Origin of the sequence: Acidovorax sp. Root219 (genome assembly GCF_001428665.1) — a bacterium.
Classification (GTDB): domain Bacteria; phylum Pseudomonadota; class Gammaproteobacteria; order Burkholderiales; family Burkholderiaceae_C; genus Acidovorax.
On record NZ_LMIJ01000003.1, the window covers coordinates 263,962 to 285,574 of the forward strand.

General features: G+C 65.9%; 22 protein-coding genes. 11 read left to right on the forward strand and 11 right to left on the reverse strand.

Features of this window, described 5'->3' with window-relative positions; translation table 11 throughout:
- The 7 genes from ASE28_RS04110 (at nt 1) to ASE28_RS04140 (ending at nt 7,059) form a co-directional block, all read left to right on the forward strand.
- Nucleotides 1–864: a creatininase family protein gene (locus ASE28_RS04110; protein ID WP_057264875.1), complete on the forward strand. Its 864-nt coding sequence runs from the start codon at nt 1–3 to the stop codon at nt 862–864.
- Between the two features lie 79 nt (nt 865–943).
- Complete coding sequence (locus ASE28_RS04115) at nt 944–1,948, forward strand: ABC transporter substrate-binding protein (RefSeq protein WP_057264877.1); 1,005 nt, start codon at nt 944–946, stop codon at nt 1,946–1,948.
- Between the two features lie 76 nt (nt 1,949–2,024).
- On the forward strand, nt 2,025–2,867 hold the full coding sequence (locus tag ASE28_RS04120) for an ABC transporter ATP-binding protein (RefSeq protein WP_057264879.1): 843 nt from the start codon (nt 2,025–2,027) through the stop codon (nt 2,865–2,867).
- A complete protein-coding gene (locus tag ASE28_RS04125; protein ID WP_369818113.1) occupies nt 2,864–3,763 on the forward strand; it encodes an ABC transporter permease in 900 nt (299 codons plus the stop codon). Before ASE28_RS04120 ends, ASE28_RS04125 begins: the two co-directional genes overlap by 4 nt.
- A gap of 101 nt (nt 3,764–3,864) precedes the next feature.
- Entirely contained in the window at nt 3,865–5,226 is a 1,362-nt protein-coding gene (locus tag ASE28_RS04130; RefSeq protein ID WP_057264881.1) for an FAD-binding oxidoreductase, read from the forward strand.
- Nucleotides 5,227–5,295: 69 nt separating this feature from the next.
- Nucleotides 5,296–6,135: an urease accessory protein UreD gene (locus tag ASE28_RS04135; protein WP_057264883.1), complete on the forward strand. Its 840-nt coding sequence runs from the start codon at nt 5,296–5,298 to the stop codon at nt 6,133–6,135.
- A gap of 159 nt (nt 6,136–6,294) precedes the next feature.
- The gene (locus tag ASE28_RS04140) at nt 6,295–7,059 is read left to right on the forward strand and encodes a hypothetical protein (RefSeq protein ID WP_157421857.1); all 765 of its coding nucleotides are present in this window, start codon (nt 6,295–6,297) and stop codon (nt 7,057–7,059) included.
- Nucleotides 7,060–7,153: 94 nt separating this feature from the next.
- On the opposite strand, the gene ASE28_RS04145 is transcribed toward ASE28_RS04140, so the two are convergent.
- Nucleotides 7,154–7,627, reverse strand: coding sequence for an Lrp/AsnC family transcriptional regulator (locus ASE28_RS04145; RefSeq protein WP_157421858.1), 474 nt, complete (start codon nt 7,625–7,627; stop codon nt 7,154–7,156).
- Between the two features lie 38 nt (nt 7,628–7,665).
- Nucleotides 7,666–7,821, reverse strand: coding sequence for a hypothetical protein (locus ASE28_RS31855; protein ID WP_157421859.1), 156 nt, complete (start codon nt 7,819–7,821; stop codon nt 7,666–7,668).
- Here ASE28_RS31855 and ASE28_RS04150 point away from each other — a divergent pair.
- Both ASE28_RS04150 and ASE28_RS04155 read left to right on the forward strand, forming a co-directional pair.
- Nucleotides 7,820–9,220, forward strand: a complete 1,401-nt coding sequence (locus tag ASE28_RS04150; RefSeq protein WP_057264889.1) for a tryptophanase — start codon at nt 7,820–7,822, stop codon at nt 9,218–9,220. The two genes, ASE28_RS31855 and ASE28_RS04150, sit on opposite strands and share 2 nt — an antisense overlap.
- A gap of 216 nt (nt 9,221–9,436) precedes the next feature.
- Nucleotides 9,437–10,540, forward strand: a complete 1,104-nt coding sequence (locus tag ASE28_RS04155; protein WP_057265008.1) for a M14 family metallopeptidase — start codon at nt 9,437–9,439, stop codon at nt 10,538–10,540.
- Nucleotides 10,541–10,704: 164 nt separating this feature from the next.
- Here ASE28_RS04155 and ASE28_RS31860 read toward each other — a convergent pair whose 3' ends face one another.
- The 5 genes from ASE28_RS31860 to ASE28_RS04170 form a co-directional block, all read right to left on the reverse strand.
- Nucleotides 10,705–11,052 (reverse strand): hypothetical protein, encoded by a 348-nt coding sequence (locus ASE28_RS31860; RefSeq protein ID WP_157421860.1) that lies wholly within the window; start codon nt 11,050–11,052, stop codon nt 10,705–10,707.
- A 79-nt stretch (nt 11,053–11,131) separates the two neighbouring features.
- The gene (locus tag ASE28_RS31865; RefSeq protein ID WP_157421861.1) at nt 11,132–12,127 is read right to left on the reverse strand and encodes a hypothetical protein; all 996 of its coding nucleotides are present in this window, start codon (nt 12,125–12,127) and stop codon (nt 11,132–11,134) included.
- Nucleotides 12,128–12,274: 147 nt separating this feature from the next.
- A complete protein-coding gene (locus ASE28_RS04160) occupies nt 12,275–12,796 on the reverse strand; it encodes a GAF domain-containing protein (RefSeq protein ID WP_235516039.1) in 522 nt (173 codons plus the stop codon).
- Nucleotides 12,797–12,973: 177 nt separating this feature from the next.
- The gene (alaC, locus tag ASE28_RS04165) at nt 12,974–14,206 is read right to left on the reverse strand and encodes an alanine transaminase (RefSeq protein WP_057264893.1); all 1,233 of its coding nucleotides are present in this window, start codon (nt 14,204–14,206) and stop codon (nt 12,974–12,976) included.
- Nucleotides 14,207–14,339: 133 nt separating this feature from the next.
- On the reverse strand, nt 14,340–15,572 hold the full coding sequence (locus ASE28_RS04170; protein WP_057264895.1) for an MFS transporter: 1,233 nt from the start codon (nt 15,570–15,572) through the stop codon (nt 14,340–14,342).
- Between the two features lie 184 nt (nt 15,573–15,756).
- Between ASE28_RS04170 and ASE28_RS04175 the strand changes: the two genes are divergently transcribed.
- Nucleotides 15,757–16,482 carry a haloacid dehalogenase type II gene (locus ASE28_RS04175; RefSeq protein ID WP_057264897.1) on the forward strand — a complete coding sequence of 242 codons (726 nt, stop codon included), beginning with the start codon at nt 15,757–15,759 and terminating at the stop codon, nt 16,480–16,482.
- Between the two features lie 14 nt (nt 16,483–16,496).
- Here ASE28_RS04175 and ASE28_RS04180 read toward each other — a convergent pair whose 3' ends face one another.
- The 3 genes from ASE28_RS04180 to ASE28_RS04190 all read right to left on the reverse strand — a co-directional run bounded on the left by ASE28_RS04180 (nt 16,497) and on the right by ASE28_RS04190 (nt 19,700).
- Entirely contained in the window at nt 16,497–17,582 is a 1,086-nt protein-coding gene (locus ASE28_RS04180; RefSeq protein ID WP_057264899.1) for an adenylate/guanylate cyclase domain-containing protein, read from the reverse strand.
- Nucleotides 17,583–17,766: 184 nt separating this feature from the next.
- On the reverse strand, nt 17,767–18,579 hold the full coding sequence (locus tag ASE28_RS04185) for a metallophosphoesterase (protein ID WP_057264901.1): 813 nt from the start codon (nt 18,577–18,579) through the stop codon (nt 17,767–17,769).
- Nucleotides 18,580–18,608: 29 nt separating this feature from the next.
- Nucleotides 18,609–19,700 (reverse strand): diacylglycerol kinase family protein, encoded by a 1,092-nt coding sequence (locus ASE28_RS04190; RefSeq protein WP_057264903.1) that lies wholly within the window; start codon nt 19,698–19,700, stop codon nt 18,609–18,611.
- A gap of 212 nt (nt 19,701–19,912) precedes the next feature.
- Between ASE28_RS04190 and ASE28_RS04195 the strand changes: the two genes are divergently transcribed.
- Entirely contained in the window at nt 19,913–20,761 is an 849-nt protein-coding gene (locus ASE28_RS04195) for a phosphatase PAP2 family protein (RefSeq protein WP_057264905.1), read from the forward strand.
- Here ASE28_RS04195 and urtE read toward each other — a convergent pair whose 3' ends face one another.
- Nucleotides 20,762–21,454 (reverse strand): urea ABC transporter ATP-binding subunit UrtE, encoded by a 693-nt coding sequence (gene urtE / locus ASE28_RS04200; protein ID WP_057201484.1) that lies wholly within the window; start codon nt 21,452–21,454, stop codon nt 20,762–20,764.
- Nucleotides 21,455–21,613 lie beyond the last annotated feature (159 nt).

Genomic DNA, 21,613 nt, shown 5'->3' on the forward strand with positions numbered 1-21,613 from the left:
ATGCTGCACGGCTACAACCCGCCCCACCGCTACCTGCCCTACCTGAGCTGGACCGAAATCGTCGACCTGCCGGACAAGGAGAACACCGTCATCGTGCTGCCCACGGGCGCCACCGAGCAGCACGGCCCGCACCTGCCCTGCGCGGTGGACACGGTGATCAGCGCGGGCGTGGTGGGCCATGCCCTGGCGCGCCTGCCGGCCGAGGTGCCGGCCTTTGCCATGGCGCCCATCACCTACGGCAAATCGGAGGAGCACCTGCACTTCCCCGGCACCATCACCTTGAGCGGCGAGACCCTGCTGGCCACCATGAACGAGGTGGGCGAGTCGGTCTACCGCGCGGGCTTTCGCAAGCTGCTGTTCGTCAACGGCCACGGCGGCCAGCCGCAGGTGATGGAGATGTGCGCGCGCGAGCTGCGCCTGCGCCATGGCGACTTCATCGTGGTGCCCAGCTTCACCTGGCGCGTGCCGCACGTGGCGGGCAAGTACCTGTCGGACAAGGAAAAGCGCCTGGCCATGCACGCCGGCCATGCCGAAACGGCGCTGATGCTGGCCCTGGCCCCCGACACCGTGCACATGGAGCGCGCGGTGGTGAACTACCCGCCCGTGTTCGACTCGCCCCTGCTCTCGCCCGACGGCCGCCCCGCCTGTGCCTGGAGCGCGCGCGACTTCGGGCCCAGCGGCATCATCGGCGACCCGCTGCCCGCCACGGCCGAGCAGGGCCACGCCATCCTCGATTCGCTGGCCGTGAGCTGGGCCGCCGCCATCACCGAGCTGCACCACCTGCAGTGGGCCGCGCGCCCCGAGCCCACCTGGGGCCGCGCCAACCACACGGGCCATGTGGAGAACTCCACCGCTCTGGCCTGAAAACTGCGACGCAGCCGCACCCCCACACCACTTTTCGCCACCTGTTTCGTCCCTTCTCCCCACCTAACGGAGTACTGCCATGATGAAGACCGCCCCCCGCCTTTCCAAACTTGGTGCAGCCGCCCTGCTCGCTGTTGGTGCCGTCGGCACCATGTCGGGCACTGCGCACGCGCAGGAAAAGTTCACCTACATGACCAACTGGTACGCGCAGGCCGAGCACGGCGGCTTCTACCAAGCGGTGGCCACGGGCCTGTACAAAAAGTACGGCCTGGACGTGAGCATCAAGATGGGTGGCCCGCAGGTCAACATCGTGCAGATGATGGCGGCCGGCCAGGCCGAGTGCGTGATGGGATCGAGCGACCTGCAGATGATCCAGATGCGCGAGGGCGGCGTGCCCGTGACCACGGTGGCAGCGGTGTTCCAGAAAGACCCGCAGGTGCTCATCGCGCATGACGACGTGAAGAAGTTCGAGGACCTGAAGGGCAAGACCATCCTCATCGCCTCGTCGGCCCAGCGCGGCTACTGGCCCTGGCTGAAGGCCAAGTATGGCTTCACCGATTCGCAGACGCGGCCCTACACCTTCAACATCCAGCCCTTCGTGGCCGACAAGAACACCGCGCAGCAGGGCTACCTGACGTCGGAGCCGTTTGCCATCGCCAAGGCCGGCGTCAAGGCCAACACGCTGATGTTCAGCGACCAGGGCTACCCCGCCTACGCCACCACCGTGAGCTGCATGGACAAGACGCTCAAGGAGCGCAGCGCCGCCGTGGCCTCGTTCGTGAAGGCGTCGATGGAAGGCTGGAAGAGCTACCTGGCCGACCCCGCCCCCGGCAACGCCCTGATCAAGAAGGACAACCCCAACATGACCGACGAGCAACTGGCCTACAGCGTGGCCAAGCTCAAGGAGATGGGCATGGTCACGGGCGGTGACGCGGCCAGCATGGGCATCGGCACCATGACCGACGCACGCGCCAAGGCGAGCTACGACTTCCTGGTCGAGTCCAAGCTGATCGACCCCGCCAAGGTGAAGCTGGCCGACACGTACAGCACCAGCTTCGTCAAGGACCTCAAGGTTCTGCCCTAAGCCCACCCTGCCCTGAAACAGCGGCCGCGCCCTGATCCATGTGACAGGCCGGCCGCATCCATCGAAAGGCCACCCCATGCATTCCGCCGAGTCCACCCCTTCTGCCCCGACAACAGCCCACCGCCCCACGCCCGCCGTGCAGGTGCTGTCGGCCGAGAAGACCTACCCCAACGGCACGCAGGCCCTGCTGCCGGTGGACCTGACCATCGAAGAGGGCGAGTTCGTCACCTTGCTGGGCCCCTCGGGCTGCGGCAAGAGCACGCTGCTGAAGATGGTGGCCGGCCTGCTGGAGCCCACCGACGGACGCCTGCAGCTGTGGCACAAGCCCGTGGCGCAGCTCGACGAAAGCGGCAAGAAGATGGCCTTCGTCTTCCAGTCGCCCACGCTCATGCCCTGGGCCAGCGTGCAGACCAATGTGCGCCTGCCGCTGGACCTGGCCGGCGTGCCGCGCCAGGAGGCCGATGGCCGCGTGGCCGAGGCATTGGCGCTGGTGGGCCTGTCGAAGTTTGCGACCGCGCTGCCGCGGGCCCTGTCGGGCGGCATGCAGATGCGCGTGTCGATCGCGCGCGGCCTGGTGACCCAACCTGATTTGCTGCTGATGGACGAGCCCTTTGGCGCGCTGGACGAGATCACGCGCCACAAGCTCGACGCCGACCTGCTGGACCTGTGGCGCAAGAAGAAGCTCACCGTGATCTTCGTGACGCACTCGATCCACGAGGCGGTCTTTTTGTCGAGCCGCGTGGTGATGATGGCCGCGCGCCCCGGCCGCGTGGTGGAGGAGTTCACCATCGACGCGCCCTACCCGCGCACGGCCGACTTCATGGTGTCGCCCGAATTCAGCCGCTACGCCAAGCAGTTGCAGGACAGCCTGCTGCGTGCCAGCGCCAGTACCGAAGACGTCGAGGAGACCGCAGCATGAGCACGCCCTACCCTACTGCACCTGCAGCGCCCATCGCGGCGCCCGCCACCACAGAGCGCAGCACACCCACGCGAGCCCTAGCCAAGCCCGCCAAGCCGCGCATTCCCCTCATGGCCCAGCCGCGCGTGCAGCGCGTGGTCTACCCGCTGCTGGTGGGCCTGGTGCTCATCGCGCTGTGGCAGGGCCTGGTCACGGCGCTGGAGCTGCCGCCCTACCTGGTGCCGTCGCCCCTGCTCATGCTCAAGACGCTGTTCACCGACTGGGCGGCCCTGGGCGGCTCGCTCTGGGTCACCGTCAAAATCACGGTGCTGGCCTTTGGCGTGGCCACCGTGGCGGGCGTGCTGATCTCGTTTCTGTTCGTGCAGAGCAAGCGCATCGAGACGGCCCTGTTCCCCTACGCCGTGCTGCTGCAGGTCACGCCCATCGTGGCCGTGGCGCCGCTGATCATCATCTGGGTGAAGGACCCGACTGCGTCGATGGTGATCTGCGCCGCATTGGTGGCGCTGTTCCCCATCATCAGCAACACCACGCTGGGCCTGCGCAGCGTGGAGCCTGACCTGCAAAGCTACTTCCAGCTCAACCGCGCCACGCGCATGCAGACCCTGCTGCGCCTGCGCATACCGAGCGCGCTGCCCTACTTCTTCGGCGGGCTACGCATCTCCAGCGGGCTGGCGCTGATCGGCGCCGTGGTGGCCGAGTTCGTGGCCGGCACCGGCGGCCAGGGTGCGGGTTTGGCGTACCAGATTTTGCAGGCAGGGTTTCAGCTCAACATACCGCGCATGTTCGCCGCGCTGCTGCTGATATCGCTGACTGGCGTGGCGCTTTTCGCGCTGATGGCCTGGGGCACCCGCTTGGCCCTGGGCAGCTGGCACGCCAGCGAAAACTCGCACGACTGACCCCAGAACTCACTCGGACTGCATCCATTTTTTGACACCGCGCACGCGTGGTGGGGGCCGCGCTTTGCCCTCCACCCGCGACACCGACAGGAGAGACAGACATGACCACCACCACCGCCCACCAACTGCCCGAACAACTGCCCGGCCTGGACTGGATTGCCGACCCGCTGCGCGTGGGCCGCCTGTCGCAGGACTTTGCCTGGTTCAGCCCCGTGCTCAAGCGCGACCTGGCCGGCAAGCGCGGCGACGTGGCCGTGCGCCCGCGCACCGAGGACGAGATACGCCAGGTGGTGGCGGCCTGTGCCAAGGCGCAGATCCCCCTCACCGTGCGCGGCAGCGGCACCGGCAACTACGGGCAGAGCACGCCGCTGCATGGCGGGGTGATTTTGGACCTGTCGGGCTACAACGGCTTTGGCTGGGTGCGCGGCGGCGTGGGCCGGGCGCAGGCGGGCATCCGCCTGTCGGAGTTCGACGCGCAGGCCAAGCCCCAGGGGCAGGAACTGCGCTGGCTGCCGTCCACCTACCGCAGCGCGACGCTGGGCGGGCTGTTCGGCGGCGGGTTTGGCGGCGCAGGCTCCATCAACCACGGCCCGCTGGCCGCGCCTGGCAACGTGCTGGCCGTGCGCGCCATGACGGTGGAGCCCGAGCCCCAGGTCATCGAGCTGCGCGGCCCCGAGGCCATGCTGCTGCACCACACCTACGGCACCAACGGCATCGTGCTGGAGCTGGAGGTGGCGCTGACGCCCACGGTGGCGTGGACGGAGTGCATCGTCACCTTCACCGAATTCGATGCTGCGCTGGAGTTTGCCGACCGCTTTGGCGCCGCACCGGGGCTGGAGAAAAAGGAGGTGTGCTTTCTGGCCGCGCCCATACCCGACTACTTCACCAGTCTGGCCGAGCACCTGCCCAAGGGTTGCCACGCGGTGATGCTGCTGGTGGCCCCGCACTCCGAAGACGGCATGCGCGACATGGCCGCCAAATACGGCGGCAGCGTCAGCTACCGCAAGACCGCCGACGAGGTGGACAAGAGCCACAAGACCCTGCTCGAATACACCTGGAACCACACCACCCTGCACGCGCTGAAGGTGGACAAATCGCTCACCTACATCCAGAGCGGCTTTACCCCCGCCACGCGCATCGAGCAGGTGAAGGCGCTGGAAAAGGCCCTGGGCGGCGAGGTGATGATGCACCTGGAGTTCCTGCGCACCAAGGAAGGCGCCTTCAACTGCAGCGGGCTGCAGCTGATTCGCTACAGCACCGAAGAGCGGCTGAACCAGATCATGCAGATCTACCGCGACCATGGCGTGCAAATCAACAACCCGCATGTGTACATCGTGGAAGACGGCAAGCAGAACAACCTGGACCCTGCGGTGGTGGGCATCAAGCAGCGCTTTGATCCCCAGGGCCTGCTCAACCCCGGCAAGCTGCGCAGTTGGGTGCCACCGGTGGCCAAAGCCGCATAGCCCCTGGCGCAGCGGCTGCAGGCGGGGCAAAGGCATAATCAGCTATTCATTTAATAGCAGTTCCCATCCATGTCCTGGCACGCGCGCCTGCAGCTCGACTACACCGTTGAAGGCCCCACCACCCGCACCGTGGCGCGCTACCAGCACGACGGGCCGCTGCGCATTCTGCAAAGCCTGTACCCCGAGGGCGACGGCATCTGCCACAACGTGCTGGTGCATCCGCCCGGCGGCCTGGTGGGCGGCGATACGCTGGACATCACGGCCACCGTGGGCCCGGGCGCGCATGGCCTGGTCACCACACCGGGGGCCACGCGCTTTTACCGCTCCACCGGCCCGCTGGCTTTGCAGCGCAGCCACCTCACGCTGGCCGAAGGCGCGCGCCTGGAATGGCTGCCGCTGGAAGCCCTGTGCTACAGCGCCTGCAATGCCGAGAACCACCTCACCCTGAACCTGGCCCCCGGTGCCGAATGCATGGGCTGGGACGTGACCGCCCTGGGCCTGCCCCATGCCGACCAGCCTTTTGTGCAGGGCCGCTTCGTGCAGCACCTCACCGTGCCCGGCCTGTGGCTGGAGCGCGGCGTGATCGACGCGGCCGACGAGCGCCTGCTGCAAAGCCCCCTGGGCCTGGCCGGCCAGCGCTGCATGGCCAGCATGTTCTTTGCGGCTGGCACCGCGCTGGAGCGCAATCGGCGCGATGCGGCGCTGGACGCGGCGCGCGCGGTGATGGATGCGCACCCGACACTGACTGCGATGGCGGGCGCCACCAGCCCCAACGCGCAGATGGTGGTGGTGCGCGTACTGGCCCCGCAGGTGGAGCCGGCGATGGAGTTGCTAAAGGCCGTGCGCATGGCCTGGCGCCAGCAGATGTGGGCACTGCAAGGGGAGGCGCCGCGGATCTGGGCGATGTAGCCAGCAGCCCCCTCGCGATGGGCTGCGAAGCGGAGGCCGTACTTCCCCCGTTCCTGCTTGCAAGCCATGGAGAACGCGGCAGAATGCAGCCCACAGAGGGACGCGCATTGGCGGAGCCACGAATGCGCGAGGACTGCATACAACAACAGGGAAGAAGTCATGTTCATCGTCTGGGGGCGGAAGATTGTCCGTCGCAAATTGGGCTACGTCGCGGATTTTTGCCCCATATGCCGCAAGCCGGCGACTTTCGAGTTGCAGCGCATCGGTTCTGCCGGCCACATCTACTACATCAGCGCCGGGCAAGGCGCACTGGTGGGTTTCGAAAAGCAGTGCGCCAAATGCCACACCTCGCTCAACGCAGAACCCACCCACTACACCTCGGTCGCCGATAAAAAGCTGGCATTCCCGGAGCTCGTTGCCCAGACGTTTCCCAAGCTCCATGAGGCACTGAAGGCCCGGCTCGATCTGGAAGAGCAGATCCGGCTGGCACCTGCCACGATCTCGCCAGAGGACAGGCAGGCACTCATCCGCCACCCGTTTTTGCTGCTGTCGCCCAAAGTAGAGCAGCGTTATGCGGCCACCCACCTTGATCTTGAAACAGTGCTGGCTTTTGTCGGCGCGATCTTCCTGATGATCATTGGAGTGGCAGTCGCAAAGAAGGTGGCCTTGGATTACGAAGGGCCTGCCCTTCTGGTCTTTATCGTGGTCGGAATAGTGATGGTCGGCTGGCAACTGGCTCTGTCTGGTCGCCGCTACATGCGCAAGCACATCATTCCTGTGCTGGCGGGCTCACTCAAGCCGCTCAAACCCACCAGCAGGGAACTGCAGACGACCATCGATGAACTCAATCGGCTGGGGCACAAGATGGGGAGCAAGCTCAAGGCAGCCGATCTGTCCCGGCATTTGAGCCAACCGGCTCCTTGAGAAGCCCACGCACGCCACCAGCCGCGCCTTGTGCGGCAAGGCATGGCGCGTCACCACACAACACCAGTTTGCGCGATGGCCAACCTGCCTGAGGCTACTCCGGCAGCGGCAGCCCAGACCGCGGTTTGATTTCTTCCAGGCACACGCTCGACTTGACGAAGTTGACGCCTGGCAACGCCACCAGCCGCTCGGTGAGGAAGACGTTGAGCCCGTCCAGATCCCGCGCAATGACCTTGAGCACATAGTCAACATCGCCGGTGACCGAATGGCATTCGAGCACCTCGGGCATGCCAGCCAGTGTTTGCCGGAACAGCTTGAGGTCGCGCATGTGGCCTCGCTCCATGCCTATGTGCACAAACGCCGTCACATGCAGGCCCAGTGCGGCGGGTCGCAGGCGGGCTTCGTACCGGGCGATCACTCCGCCCTCTTCCAGCCGATGGTGGCGCCGGCTGCACTGCGCTGGCGACAGCCCTATCGCCTCGGCCAGCTCAAGGTTGGACATGCGCCCGTGCTCTTGCAGCAGGGCCAGGATGCGCACGTCGATGCGGTCGAGTTTGAGCATATGCAACAGGTTCTCATTGATGCGGTAAATCGTACAACAATCCCTCATTTTCCAAAGGCGCGCTCACGAATACGCAAACCCATTCCCTGCCAATACAAGAACAATTTGATCGTTGTTCGCAACAAAAAACTCTTGCGTCGCTTATCGGCGCAATGAGCTTTCCCTGCACCTTCTGCCCCTTTTGTGGAATCAACGATCATGAAACGCATACCCGAGCCCTTTCGCATCAAGACCATCGAGCGCATCGCGATGACGACGCGCGAGCACCGCGAACAGGCGCTGCTGCACGCAGGGCTCAACCCCTTTTTGCTGCGCAGCGACGACGTGTACATCGACCTGCTCACCGACAGCGGCAGCGGCGCCATGAGCGACCGCCAGTGGAGCGCGATGATGGCCGCCGACGAGGCCTATGCGGGCAGCCGCAGCTACTACCGGCTGGTGGACACCATCGACAAGGTCATCGGCTACCCGTACCTGGTGCCCGCGCACCAGGGGCGCGGAGCGGAGCAACTGCTCTACCCCGAGCTCGTGAAGCGGCGCGGCTCCGCGAAGCCGGTGTTCCTGTCGAACTTCCACTTCGACACCACCAAGGTGCATATCGAGCTGGCCGGGGCGCGCGCGCTCAATGCGCTCAACAAGGAAGCGCTCGATACCCGGGAGTACCACGACTGGAAGGGCAACTTCGACCTGGCCGAGCTGGCCCGGTTGATCGAGACCGAAGGGGCTGCCAATGTGGCGGCCCTCGTGGCCACCGTAACCTGCAACACCACCGGCGGCCAGCCCGTGGCGCTGGCCAACCTGCGGGCGGCCTCGCACATGGCGCGGCATGCGGGCATCCCCGTGGTGATCGACGCGACCCGCTTCGCCGAGAACGCCTGGTTCATCCAGCAACGCGAGGCGGAATACGCGCAGCACAGCATCCCGGACATCGTGCGCGAGATGATGGCCTGCGCCGACATCGCGGTCATGTCGTCCAAGAAGGACGGGCTGGTCAACATCGGAGGGTTCTGCGCGTTCCGCGACGACCAGGACCTGTTCCGCGCCGTGCAGGAGCGCTGCGTGGTGAGCGAAGGCTTCATCACCTATGGCGGCCTGGCGGGCCGCGACATGGAGGCGCTGGCGGTGGGCCTGGAAGAGGCGATGGACCCGGACTACCTGGCCTACCGCATCGGGCAGGTGGCGTACCTGGGCGAGCGACTGCGGGCAGAGGGCGTGCCCATCCAGTACCCCACCGGGGGGCATGCCGTGTTCGTGGATGCCGCCGCGCTGCTGCCGCACATACCCTCCGGACAGTTTCCCGCGCATGCACTGGCGTGTGAGCTGTACATCGAGTCCGGCGTGCGGGCCGTGGAAATCGGGTCGCTGCTGCTGGGGCGCGATCCGCTCACCGGCAAGCAGGAAAAAGCCCCGCTCGAATCGATGCGGCTGACCATCCCGCGCAGGGTCTATACCAACGACCACATGGACTACGTGGCAGACGCACTGGCCGCCGTGGCCCGGCGCGCGCACGCCATCCGAGGGATGGACTTCACCTACGAGCCTGAACTGCTGCGCAACTTCACCGCACGTTTTCGCTGGGCGCCCGAGAGCACAGGCTGAGGCTCGCTGCAACGCAGCACCAGCCTGGTGAAGGCTGCAGACAGCAAGCCCGTGCAAGCCTGGTGGGATGGCGTTAATCTTGCTGCTCGGATTGCACCCGCCGTGCCCCTGTGCCGGCCACAACATCCATCCGACGTGCGCATGCAAATACGCCACGGGTTGATCACAATCCTTTTGTTCAAGACCGTCTTCTTCAAAGCCCAGGCCCCACGCACCATGCCCACACAACCCAGCGCCGCCACGCGGTATTTCTCGGGCACGTATGCCGAAGCCCGCGCCAAGTTCCTCGATGCCGCCGCCCAGAGCGGCGCGGCCGTCGAATCCTTCGTGCACCCGGATCACCGCGGCGCGCTGGGCGAAGAGCTGGCCACCGACATGGCGCTGATCGGCGCCATCGATGCAAAAAAGATCCTGCTCGTCACCTCGGGCACGCACGGGCCCGAAGGCTTTTGCGGGTCGGGCACGCAAGTGGCCACGCTGCACGATGCCGACCTGCTGACGCGGCTGCAGCAAGCCGGCGTGGCGCTGCTGCTGGTGCATGCGGTCAACCCGCACGGGTTTTCGCACCTGCACCGCACGAACGAAGACAACATCGACCTGAACCGCAACCACATCGACTTCAGCGCGCCGCTGCCGTTGAACGCGGCGTATGCCGATGTGGAGCCGCTGATGCTGCCCGCCGCCTGGCCGCCCACGCCCGCCGACGACGCGGCTGTGGACGCCTACATTGCCCAGCACGGCATGGCCGCTTTTCGCAATGCCGTGTTCAAGGGCCAGTACACCTCACCCGACGGCTTGTTCTACGGCGGCACCGCGCCGTCGTGGAGCAACAAGACCATTCGCGCCATATTGCGCAAGTACGCTGCTGCCGCCACGCACCTGGGCTGGATCGACGTGCACACGGGCCTGGGCCCCTACGGCCACGGCGAAAAGATCTACCCCGGCCGCAACACGCCCGAAGACCTGGCCCTGGCCCAGTCATGGTGGGGCGCCGACGTGTTCTCGCCCTTCTCCGGCGACTCTGCCTCCGCAGACGTGTCGGGCCCGGTGGTCACCACCGCCTTCGACGAATGCCCGAACGCCCGCATCGCACCCATGGGCCTGGAGTTCGGCACCCTGCCCGAGGCGGACATGCTGCTGCGCCTGAGGGCGGACACCTGGCTGCGCAGCCACCCCGACGCACCGGCGGCGCAGCAGCGCGAGATCCGCACCCAACTGCGTGATGCGTTCTACTGCGACAACGAGGAATGGAAGGGCATGGTGCTGGGGCAGACACGGGTGGTGCTGTTGCAGACGATGCAGGGGTTGCGCAAAGGGTGACTGGGCTGGGCAATGTAGAACTCGGTTTCGCCTTGGCAGCCGTTTCACGACATTCAAGGCCGGTATCGCAGGCACTCATGCTCAGCCTGCGCACAAAGATTGATGAGCCTACCGACGTAGCCACGTCCGCCAGCACAGCCGACTTGGCGGCGTAAGGCGCACAATCACTTTCCCCTGGCCGTAGAAATTCTCTTCTTTACTCCAGTGTCACCAGTTGGATGTACTACGCCACTTGCAGTCGAGAACTTCTTCCGCGCGGTGCCAGAAGGCTTACGAGGCATCACCTGGACTATTTCCTGTTGCCACGCGTCCAAGAGCGCCAGAACAGCGTTATTGAGAACAACCAAGACGCCAATCAACGCCAGCAAAAAAAAGAGACGCCAAAATCCTGAAGGATAGTTTTCAGCAGCCTGAAGGATGGGTGGAATGGCAAAAGCTGCTGCGCTACCTGCGATCGTCACTGCATCAGTAGGAGTTTTAAAGAAGTTTGCCATCTCTAGTCCCTTGAACATGAGGCCAGATTGCAAAGCATCTACTTCAGGCTGAATAGGACTAAGGTTCGGACGAAATCCTCAGTAGGTTTTCATGTAGCTACACCTTTGGCCTACCCCCAGTACGTTGCCAGTTTGCAATCTGCGCAATCAGCTCCCTTGTCGTGGGACGCAGGGACGGGTAGCGCTGCTTGAGGAAGCGCTCGATTCGCTGCTTGGGAGTTCCCTCACCACCTGCCCTCGTTTCCTCCCACGCTCGCAAAGCGATGTGTAGGAGCTCTGGATAGTCCTCGCTATCGGGGTCAAAGTAGGGTGCTCGATAGACAGCCTCGTGATCATCTAGCAGACGATTCGAACGTGCCCACTCATACCACTCTGGTTGATACCCACGCGCGAGCGCCCAAGATATGAAGTGCTCGGGCGAGTACCGCTTTTCGGGATCATGGTCGCCTGAAAACCATTGGTCTGATAGAGCGCCAAGAATGTTGCTCCGATGTCGAAGCTCAATCGCTCTTCGCACCGTTGATGGTTCGTCACGCGATGCCTCGTAGGACCTTAGCTCCTGCTCCAACTTTTTCCGCTTCTCCTGATTCGCTTCTTCTTTAAGTTGAATTTTTATCTCTTCAATGTCCTCTGCCCAATCGCTCGGACTTGGAACGCTATAACGGTCATATATGCCGTTCAGATCAGATGCGGTTCGGATTGTGGGCTTGTCGATCTCAGCCCCCATTAAATTCTGGTACGTCCAGTCCACCAGTGCTGCGGTAGGGGACACTCCAGCAAGCAGAAGCAATGCGTCCCTGGGCAACCAAGTCTCAAACCCTAACCAGCGCGGCAAGTCAGAGTAGCTATATGGATTCTCGGCTGCCGCTTTCGTACCCAGCAAAGACAACTGTAAAGAGACTTCAAGCGGCAGTTCGTGGACACTGGCCTGAGCAGCCTCTATAGACAGCGCTTGAAACTTTTCGAGTTGAAGTTGATGCTCAGGTGATAGAACTGGTAGCGGGCTCAGTTCCACACGTCGCCTCTCATCTTCAGCAAGCTTTCTAAGAGCTGCCAAATCTGCATCTAACTTAAATTGTCTTCTTGGTGCCATATTTGGTCATTCCTTCAGTCCTCCTTCGGCTGGGACAAGGATATGACCTAGAACGACCTTTTGAAATATGGCAATTGCAGTCTATCGAGACAGGGGAGTTCGGTATTGACAACGATGAGGGTCGACTATCCCGCAAAGACCATTCGGTTAGCCCGCCGACTCTACAGGCTTCGGAGACAACTTCTCCGACAGCAGGTTCGCCGTATAACGCAGCCGGTCGATGTCGGCATCTGCCTGCACACCCCGGCTGAAGCAGCACAGGGTGCCGTAGACCTGGCCGTCAGCCAGGCGCACAGGGGTGCTCAGGTGAGTGCCGATGGTGAAGCCGGGGTCGGGCATCTTGCCCGCAGCGACCAGGGGCGCTGCGTCGTCGATCTTCTCGGGCAAGCGGCCTTCGACCACGTACTGGCACCAGCTTTCTTCGGCCGGGTCGGACATGCCGGGTTGCAGCAAGGGGAAGTCGGGCGAGTTGTCCACGGCCTTGAAAGTGCGGCGGCCATCGGCGATCTGGGAGACGAAAGCCACGTCCATGCCCAGGCGTTTGCGCAGCAGCTTCAACACCGCTGGAACCACTTCGGGAAGTTCGTGGTCGGCGGAGTCGCTGGTGGCGACCAGCATCTCGGAAATGGTGACGTCCAGGTCGTCGGGGTTGTAGTCGAGCATGTGCATACCAGCCAGTCTAAACCGCGACCGGGCAGGCGGCAGTAAGCGAACGTCTATTGCGTATCGAATCACATGTAACCCACACGATGGCGTTGGGTATGGGAAGAAGGCGGCCTGTTTGCCCGCCCTTCCCCTTGCGCCCGCTCGCCTGCCAACCCCGATCAGGCCCCAGTCATTGCAGCATCAAGCCGTCGTCGTCGCCACCGCAGGCACCTTCAACAACCCATCGGCCTTGAACATCGCCCGTATCCCGCGCACGGCCTGGCGGATGCGGGCCTCATTCTCGATGAGGGCGAAGCGCACGTACTCATCTCCCTGGTCCCCAAAGCCGATGCCTGGCGACACGCAGACCTTGGCCTTGTCGAGCAACTGGCGGGCGAACTCGAGCGAGCCCAGAGCGCGATACGGTTCGGGGAGGCGGGCCCAGATGTACATGCTGGCATTGGGGCAGTCCACGGCCCAGCCCGATTCGGTGAGGCCTTTGTACAGCACGTCGCGGCGGCGCTGGTACTGGGCGGCGATGTCTTTCACGCACTGCTGGTCGCCCTCCAGCGCGGCGATGGCCGCGACCTGCAGGGGGGTGAAGGTGCCGTAGTCGTGGTAGCTCTTGATGCGGGCGAGCGCGGCCACGAGGTCGGGGTTGCCGACCATGAAGCCCACGCGCCAGCCGGCCATGTTGTAGCTTTTGGAGAGGGTGAAGAACTCCACGGCCACGTCCTTGGCGCCGGGCACTTCCATGATGCTGGGAGCCCGGTAGCCGTCGTAGACGATGTCGGCGTAGGCCAGGTCGTGCACCACCAGGATGTCGTGCTTCTTGGCCAGGGCGATGACGCGCTCGAAGAACGACAGCTCCACGCACTGCGCAGTGGGGTTGCTGGGGAAGCCGAAGATCATCATCTTGGGCTTGGGGTAGCTGCCGCGGATGGCCTTTTCGAGCTCGGCAAAGAAGTCAACATCGGGCGCCACGGGCACGCTGCGGATGTCGGCGCCGGCAATAACCGCGCCGTAGATGTGGATGGGGTAGCTCGGGTCGGGCACGAGCACGGTGTCGCCCCGGTCCAGCGTGGCCAGCATGAGGTGGGCCAGCCCTTCCTTGGAGCCGATGGTGACGATGGCCTCGGTGTCGGGGTCGATGTCGACCGCATAGCGGTCCTTGTACCAGTGGCTGATGGCGCGGCGCAGGCGGGGTATGCCCTTGCTGGCGGAGTAGCCGTGGGTGTCGGGCCGCTGGGCCACTTCGGTGAGCTTGGCAACGATGTGCGGCGGGGTGGCGCCATCGGGGTTGCCCATGCTCATGTCGATGATGTCTTCGCCACGGCGGCGGGCAGCCAGCTTGAGCTCGGCCGTGATGTTGAAGACGTAGGGGGGTAGGCGATCGATGCGCGCAAAGCGGCGCTTGCCCTGAGAAGCAGACATGCTGGTGAACTTTCACGTAAGCGCCCGAAACCGTCCGAGCGACGTGGCTGGCAGAAAGGCCGGCCCGCATTCAATGTACATCAAACGCGGTGTTCGTTCCTCACATTGGGGCGGTGTCGCACCGCCGCTACGCTCAGGCTTTCAGGCCTGCGCTGGCGCGTGTGGTGGCCTTTTCGCTCGACATGGACCACGCGAAGATGCCCACGCCAAAGATGCCCAGCACCACGCCGACCCAGCCGGTGGAGGTCCACCCCAGGCCGGCCGCGATGGACATGCCGCCCAGCCACGCGCCCAGGGCGTTGGCGGCGTTGAAGGCCGAGTGGTTGAGCGCGGCGGCCAGGGTCTGCGCATGGCCCGCCACATCCATCAGGCGGATCTGCAGTGCGGGGCCGATGGCGACCAGCGTGCCCAGGAAGAAGGTGGAGAGCGCAGCCGTGACGGGATGGTGGGCTGCAGGCACGGACAGCGCCAGCACCACGATGGACCACAGCAGCACCTTGCCCACGGTGGGCATGAGGGCCTTGTCGGCCATGCGCGAGCCGACGATGTTGCCCACCACCATGCCCAGGCCGAACAGCGCGAGCACAAAGGGCATGAGCGCGGGCGGCATGCCGGCCACTTCGAGCAGGGTGGGCTTGATGTAGCTGAACACGGCGAACATGCCGCCGAAGCCGATGGCGCCGATGCCCAGGGTGAACCAGACCTGCTTGCGCGCCAGGGCGCCCAGCTCGCGCAGCGGGCTGGCGCCGTGCGATGCGGGCATGTCGGGCACCCACAGGCGCACCATGACCACGGCAGCCACGGCGATGAGCCCCACGAAGACAAAGGCCGCGCGCCAGCCGAAATGCTCGCCCAGCGCGGCGGCAATGGGCACGCCCACCAGCGTGGCGGTGGTCAGCCCCAGCATGACCCAGCCCACGGCGCGCGCGCGGCGCCCCGGGGGTGCCAGGGCGGCGGCCACGAGGGCCGCCACGCCGAAATAGGTGCCGTGTGGCAGGCCGGTGAACAGGCGCATTGCGCTGAGCGAGCCGTAGCCCGGCGCCAGGGCCGATGCGAAGTTGCCCAGCGCATACACCACCATCAGCGCCATGAGCAGCGCGCGCCGGCCCCAGTTGGCGCACAGCACGGCCAGCACGGGCGCACCCACCACCACGCCCAGCGCATAGGCGCTGATGACGTGGCCGGCCTGCGGAATGCTCACGTTGATGTCGCGCGCCACTTCGGGCAGCAGGCCCATGATGACGAATTCACCCGTGCCGATGGAAAAGCCGCCCACCCCCAGGGCCAGCACGGCGCGCACCAGGGTGCGGTCGTCGGTGGGGGTGTGGGCGATGGGCGACGACGTGGGGGACAGGGGCGCGGTCATGGCGGCAACAACTACAGGGCAGCACTGCACCGCACTCCATGGTGCAACGCAGGACATACGGGGGTGGAGAAGAAACTGAGTTACAGGGGTAAACCCGAACCCTGTAACCATAGCACGCCCGGCCAAAACGCGCTGGCTCCGGGCCTGCTACGCTGGAGCCTTCGTTCCCAACCAAGGCCAGCGCATGACCACACCGACCACCGCAGACGAGCTTGCCAGCACCGTGAAAGTGCTGGCCTTCGACATCTTCGGCACCGTGGTGGACTGGCACGGCAGCATCGTGCGCGAGATGCAGGCGCTGTACCCGGGCATCGACGGCGATGCGTTCGCGCTGGCGTGGCGCAGCGGCTACCAGCCAGCCATGGCGCGGGTGATGCGCGGCGAGCAGGGCTGGACGCGCATCGACGAGTTGCACCGCGGCATCCTCGACGAGATACTGCCGCGCTTTGGCCTCACGCACCTGACCGAGGCCGAGCGCTGGCACCTGAACCGCGTGTGGCACCGGCTGGACCCCTGGGCCGACAGCGTGGCCGGGCTCACGCGGCTGAAAACGAAGTTCACCATCACCACGCTGTCGAACGGCAATATCGGCCTGCTCACCAACATGGCCAAGCGCGCGGGCCTGCCGTGGGATTGCATCCTGAGCGCCGAGGTGTTCCGCGCGTACAAGCCCAGCCCCGACACCTACCTGGGCGTGGCCCGCACCTTTGACCTGGAGCCGACGCAGGTGGGGCTGGTGGCGGCCCACCACGACGACCTGGCGGCCGCGCGCGGCTGCGGGCTGCGCACCATGTATGTGGAGCGGCCGCTGGAGTTTGGCGCCGCGCACCCCAAGGACATTTCGGCGCAGGAGGGCAATGACCTGCACAGCACCCGGCTGACCGACCTCGCAACCCAATTGGGCTGCTAAGGCCCCTACCGCCCCTATCGCGCCGCCACCAGCAGCTGCACGAACATCTGCACCTTGGCATGGCACTCGGGGCTGATGGAGGTGAACTCCAGCCCCGCCAGCCACTGGCCACCTTCGGGCTTCAGGGTGATGACGCGGGCGTACACGTCGGTGGCGTGGTATTCGACCAGGGTCAAATCGAATTCGAGCTTGAGCTCGCTGTGCAGGGCCAGCTCTTCGGTCAGTTCCACCAGCAGGCCGTGGTAGCCGATGTCGCGGATGGCGGCGTGCACGATCTGCGGCACGATGATCTTGTCCTGGATGCGCTGGCACAGGCAGGGCAGGCGCGTGTCCACGCGGTGGCTGCGGCGAAACTCCTGGCGCGGCACCTTGAGCTTGCGCGAGGGGATGGCCACCAGCTCGCGCAGGCCCACGGGCTGCTGGCGCCCCTTGACGTAGACCTGCATGGGGGCCGACGCCGACACCAGCCCCCAGCAGCGCTGGTAGGTGGCCTCGCTGATGAGCACCTGCCCGCGCAGGCTGAAGGCCTCGATGCGCGAGGCAAGGTTGACCTCTTCGCCGATGACGGTGTATTCGGAATACACATCCGAGCCGAAGCGCCCGGCCATCACGGTACCGGTGTTCACGCCGATGCCCAGGAAGACCTCGGGCAGGCGCTCGCGCATGTGGGCCAGGTTCAGGTCGCGCATGGCCATCTGCATCTCGACCGCGCACATCAGCGCGCGGTCCACATCGTCCTCGCGCGCCACGGGTGCGCCGAAGAGCACCATGATGGAGTCGCCCATGAACTTGTCGATGGCGCCGCCGTGCTTGAAGACCACCTCGCTGAGCATGGCCAGGCACCGGTTGAGCGCAGGGATCACCACGCCCGCTGGCAGCGACGCCGACAGCGCAGTGAAGCCGCGCAGGTCGGCCAGCAAAATGGTGACCTCGCGCGGGGCCACCGACAGGCTTTCATTGAACACGCCATCAGGCCCCTCGCTGCCACGCAGGATGGCCGCCATCTCGGCCGTGGCCGCCTCGTTGAGCGGGGCGCCCGTTTCGCGGGCAATCAGCGCCTGCAGGCGGCGCAGGGCATCGTGGTTGAATTCTTTGTGCATGAGCGGCAAGCGCAAGGGTTCCAATGAGAAGGGCCGGGGCCATGGAGGCACCCGCCAGCCAGAATAGGGGTGCGCCGGGCCATCGGTCAAGCCGCCCGCGGGAAAACGACCAGGAAAAACAACCAGCGAGTGGGCGCGACGGGCCTGGCACAGCAGCTTGTGCGCGTGCGCACTGTGCGGGCATTCAAACTGCCAAAGCCCCTGTCGGGTCATCCACCCACTGCCGCTGCACGCAGTGGAAGGCGGCACGCGCGGGGTCATAGTCCCAGCGCGCCGCCCAGCGCAGCACCTTGTCGGGGTCGTGCGCGTCGGCCTCGTGGCTCAGGATGACCAGGCTGTTGGGGTAGCCATGGCGCAGGCGGTGCGATACGGCCGTGCCGGCCTGACTGACCCACAGGCCGGGCAGCGGCTGCAGCAGGCCGGCGGCGTGGGCGTGGCCCGACAGCAGCATCTGTGCACCGGCGTCGCGCCAGCGCAGCAGGGCCTCTTCGGCACGCGCAGGCCGGTGTTCCTTGTCCTGCGCATTGCGCGCGGTGAGCGGGTGGTGGGCGACGACGATGCGCCAGGGCTCTTCGTAGGCCTCGGCCAGCTGTTTCTCGACCCGCGCGATCTGCGCGCTGGAGAGGCTGCCGCGCTCGTGGCGCCAGGGGCGCGTGGTGTTCACTCCCACGATGAAGAAGCGGCCCAGGTGCCGCACGGGCTCCAGGTCCTTGCCGAACTCGTGCTCGAAGCGCTTGTAGGCCCGGCCCCAGCGCAGCCACCAGGCGAACAGCGGCAAATCATGGTTGCCGGGCAGCACTATCGTGGCACCGGCATCGAGCCCGCGGATGAAGCTGGCCGCCTGCGCGAACTGGGGGGCGGTGGCGCGCTGCGTGACATCGCCCGAGACCACCACCACCGACACCCCGAGCTGGCGCGCAAGGGCCTGCACCGCCCGGCAGACGACGGGCTCGTGCGCGCCGAAGTGCAGGTCGGACAGGTGCATCAGAACGGACATGGGGCGTAGGGTACAGGCGCTGCAGAAGATCAGGAAGCCGCCACGGCTGCCGCTGCACCCAGCGCAGGCAGGGGGACGACAGCGGGAGCAGCGGGTTCGACGGCCACCTGCTCATGCTGCGCAGCGGCGGCGCCATCCCGGTCGAGCGTGGTGCGCGTGACCAGCCACAGGGGTTGGTCGTGTACCCGAAAGCGCAGCGGCGGCGCCATCCATTCGCGCTCGCCGTCAAACGCCACCTTGACCTGCGCGGGCCGCCAGCTGGCGGGGGCCACCGTCATCTCGGCGCAGGCGATGCTGGTCACGGCGCTGTCGCGCGCCAGTTGGCCGGTGGCGGCATGCCAGACTGTGCGGGCCACGGCCCAGCGGTCCTGCGGCTGCAGCAGCACGACACCGAGCTGCCCGCCATCGGCCACGGATTGGGCCTGCTCCAGCCCCATGCGGTCCAGCTGCAAAGGGTTGTTGCCGACGAACAGGGTGGTGACCAGATGCTCCTCCTGCTGGGCCTGGGCACCTTCGTGCGTGCGCATGATCACGCGCCAGCGCCGCCCGCCGGCGGGGCGGAACATGCTCCACACTGCGGACAGGATGGCCACCATGCGCGAGCGGCCAAAGCGCTTGGAGGCCATCTCGCGCTCGGCCAGCAGGCGCGGGTACAGGCCCACGGCGGCGTTCACCACGAACATGCGCTCGTTGACGAAGCCGACCTGCACGGGGCGCATGTCGCTGCGCTCCATGGCGTGCAGCATGTCCTGCACGGCCACCTCGGGGTCGAGCGCCAGGCCATGCTCGCGGCTGAAGTAGTTGAACGTGCCCATGGGTATCACGCCCATGGGCACAGCCTCGCGCAGGGCCGCCGCAGCTACTGCGTTTATGGTGCCGTCGCCCCCGGCAGCCACGACCAGCCCGCCATCGGCCTGCGCATCGCGCACGGCCTTGTAGGCCAGGTCGACGATGTCGCCACGCTCATCGGGCACATGCCACACCACGTCATGCGCATGGGCGGCAAAGGCCCCTTCGAGCTTGGCGCGGACCAGGTCGAAATCAGCACCCGGGCGCTTGGGCACCACGAGGTGGATGCGCCCATGGGGGTGGACGGCAGGGGGGCGAGGGGCAGTGGTCATGGATGAAAGGCGGGCTCCGATAAGACGGCATGGCGCCGCTGCACCCATGGTGCCCTGGCCACCGGCGCGCCACTGTCAGCCACGGCGCTGTGAAGCTGTCGGCGCCTTGTCCTACATTCACGCCCGGCGCGAAGGGGTGATGCGCGCTGCGGTACAACAGGCAGCATCGACCCGACACCCACCTACAACTGCTGCTGTTGCCAACCGATCCCATGCAAGCCACCGCCATCGGCACCCTGATCTCCAACCACCCTCTGGGCTGGTGGCTGGCCGGCCTGGTGCTGGCCAGCCTGGCCGGGCCCCTGGCCCTGTGGGGCCTGCGCACCGTGCGCCAGCGCGGGGGGCCGCTGCTGCAGCGCACGCTGCCCATGGCCATCGACCCGCGCTGGGCCCTGCTGGCGGGCATGCTGGGCGCCGCCTGTGCCATGGTGCTGGCGGGCAGCGTGATCGCCGAGCTGGCCGAAAGCGGCAGCGAGCAGGGCGGCGACTGGGGCGCGGTGGACGACGCCATTGCCAACGCCCTGCGCCTGCATGCCGCCACCGAGGTGCTGCGTTTCTTTGCCACCCTCACCCACCTGGGCGACACCGCCGTGCTCACCGCGCTCACGGCCCTGGTGGCCGCCGGCCTGTGGTGGCGCGGCCACCGGCTGCTGGCCACAGGCTGGCTGGCGGCCCTGGCGGGCAATGGGGCGCTGACGCGCATTTTGAAAAGCATTTTTGAACGCGCCCGGCCCGAGCACCTGCACCATGGCGTGGCGCAGGCCGATGGCTACAGCTTTCCCAGCGGGCACAGCAGCGCCTCGATGGTGGCCTACACCCTGCTGGCCTACTTGGCCACGCGCCTGCTGCCGCCGCGCTGGCATGTGCCCTGTGTGGTGCTGGCGGGCATGCTGGTCTTCACCACCGGCTGGAGCCGCATGGTGCTGCAGGTGCACTACGCCAGCGACGTGCTGGCCGGCTGGCTGCTGGGCGGCACCTGGATGGTGTGCACGGTGCTGGTGATCGAGAGCGTGGCGCGCTGGCGGCACCGGGGGGATGTGGTCTGCACGACCGCAGCCTGATCAAATGGCCACCAGGTTGCGGATGCCCTTGGCCTCCATCTCGCTGCCAGGGCCTCGGGCGATGACTTCGCCACGCTCCATGACCAGGTACTGGTCGGCGAGTTCCTGCGCGAAGTCGTAGTACTGCTCGCACAGCAGGATGGCCATCTCGCCCTTGTCGGCGAGCATGCGGATGACACGGCCGATGTCCTTGATGATGCTCGGCTGGATGCCTTCGGTGGGTTCGTCCAGGATCAACAGGCGTGGCCCCGGAGCGAGCGCGCGCGCAATGGCCAGCTGCTGCTGCTGCCCGCCCGAGAGGTCGCCACCACGGCGGCGCAGCATCTGCTTGAGCACCGGGAACAGTTCGTACAGGTGCGGCGGCACGGGGGTGGAGCCGCTCTTGTAGGCCAGGCCCATGCGCAGGTTCTCTTCCACCGTGAGGCGGCCGAAGATCTCGCGGCCCTGGGGCACGAAGCCGATGCCGGCGCGGGCGCGGTCATACGGAGTCGCCTTGTCGATGGGTTTGCCGTCGAAGCTGATGGCGCCGCTCTTGATGGGGACCAGGCCCATGAGGCTTTTGAGCAGGGTGGTCTTGCCGACGCCGTTGCGGCCCAGCAGGACGGTGACCTTGCCGGGTTCGGCGGTGAGGCTCACGTCGCGCAGGATGTGGGAGCCGCCGTAGTACTGGTTGATGTTTTGGACGGTGAGCATTTTTTGAGGCCTGTGGTTTGCGGTGCTTGCTACGGGCGGGGCTTATGGTTGCGGCGTGTCTGAGTTGAAGGCGGAGGCCGGGGTGTGCGCCCGGCAGCGCAGTAACTTTCTCTTGCGTCGCCAAGAGAAAGTCACCAAAGAGAAGGCGACCCCCAGTCT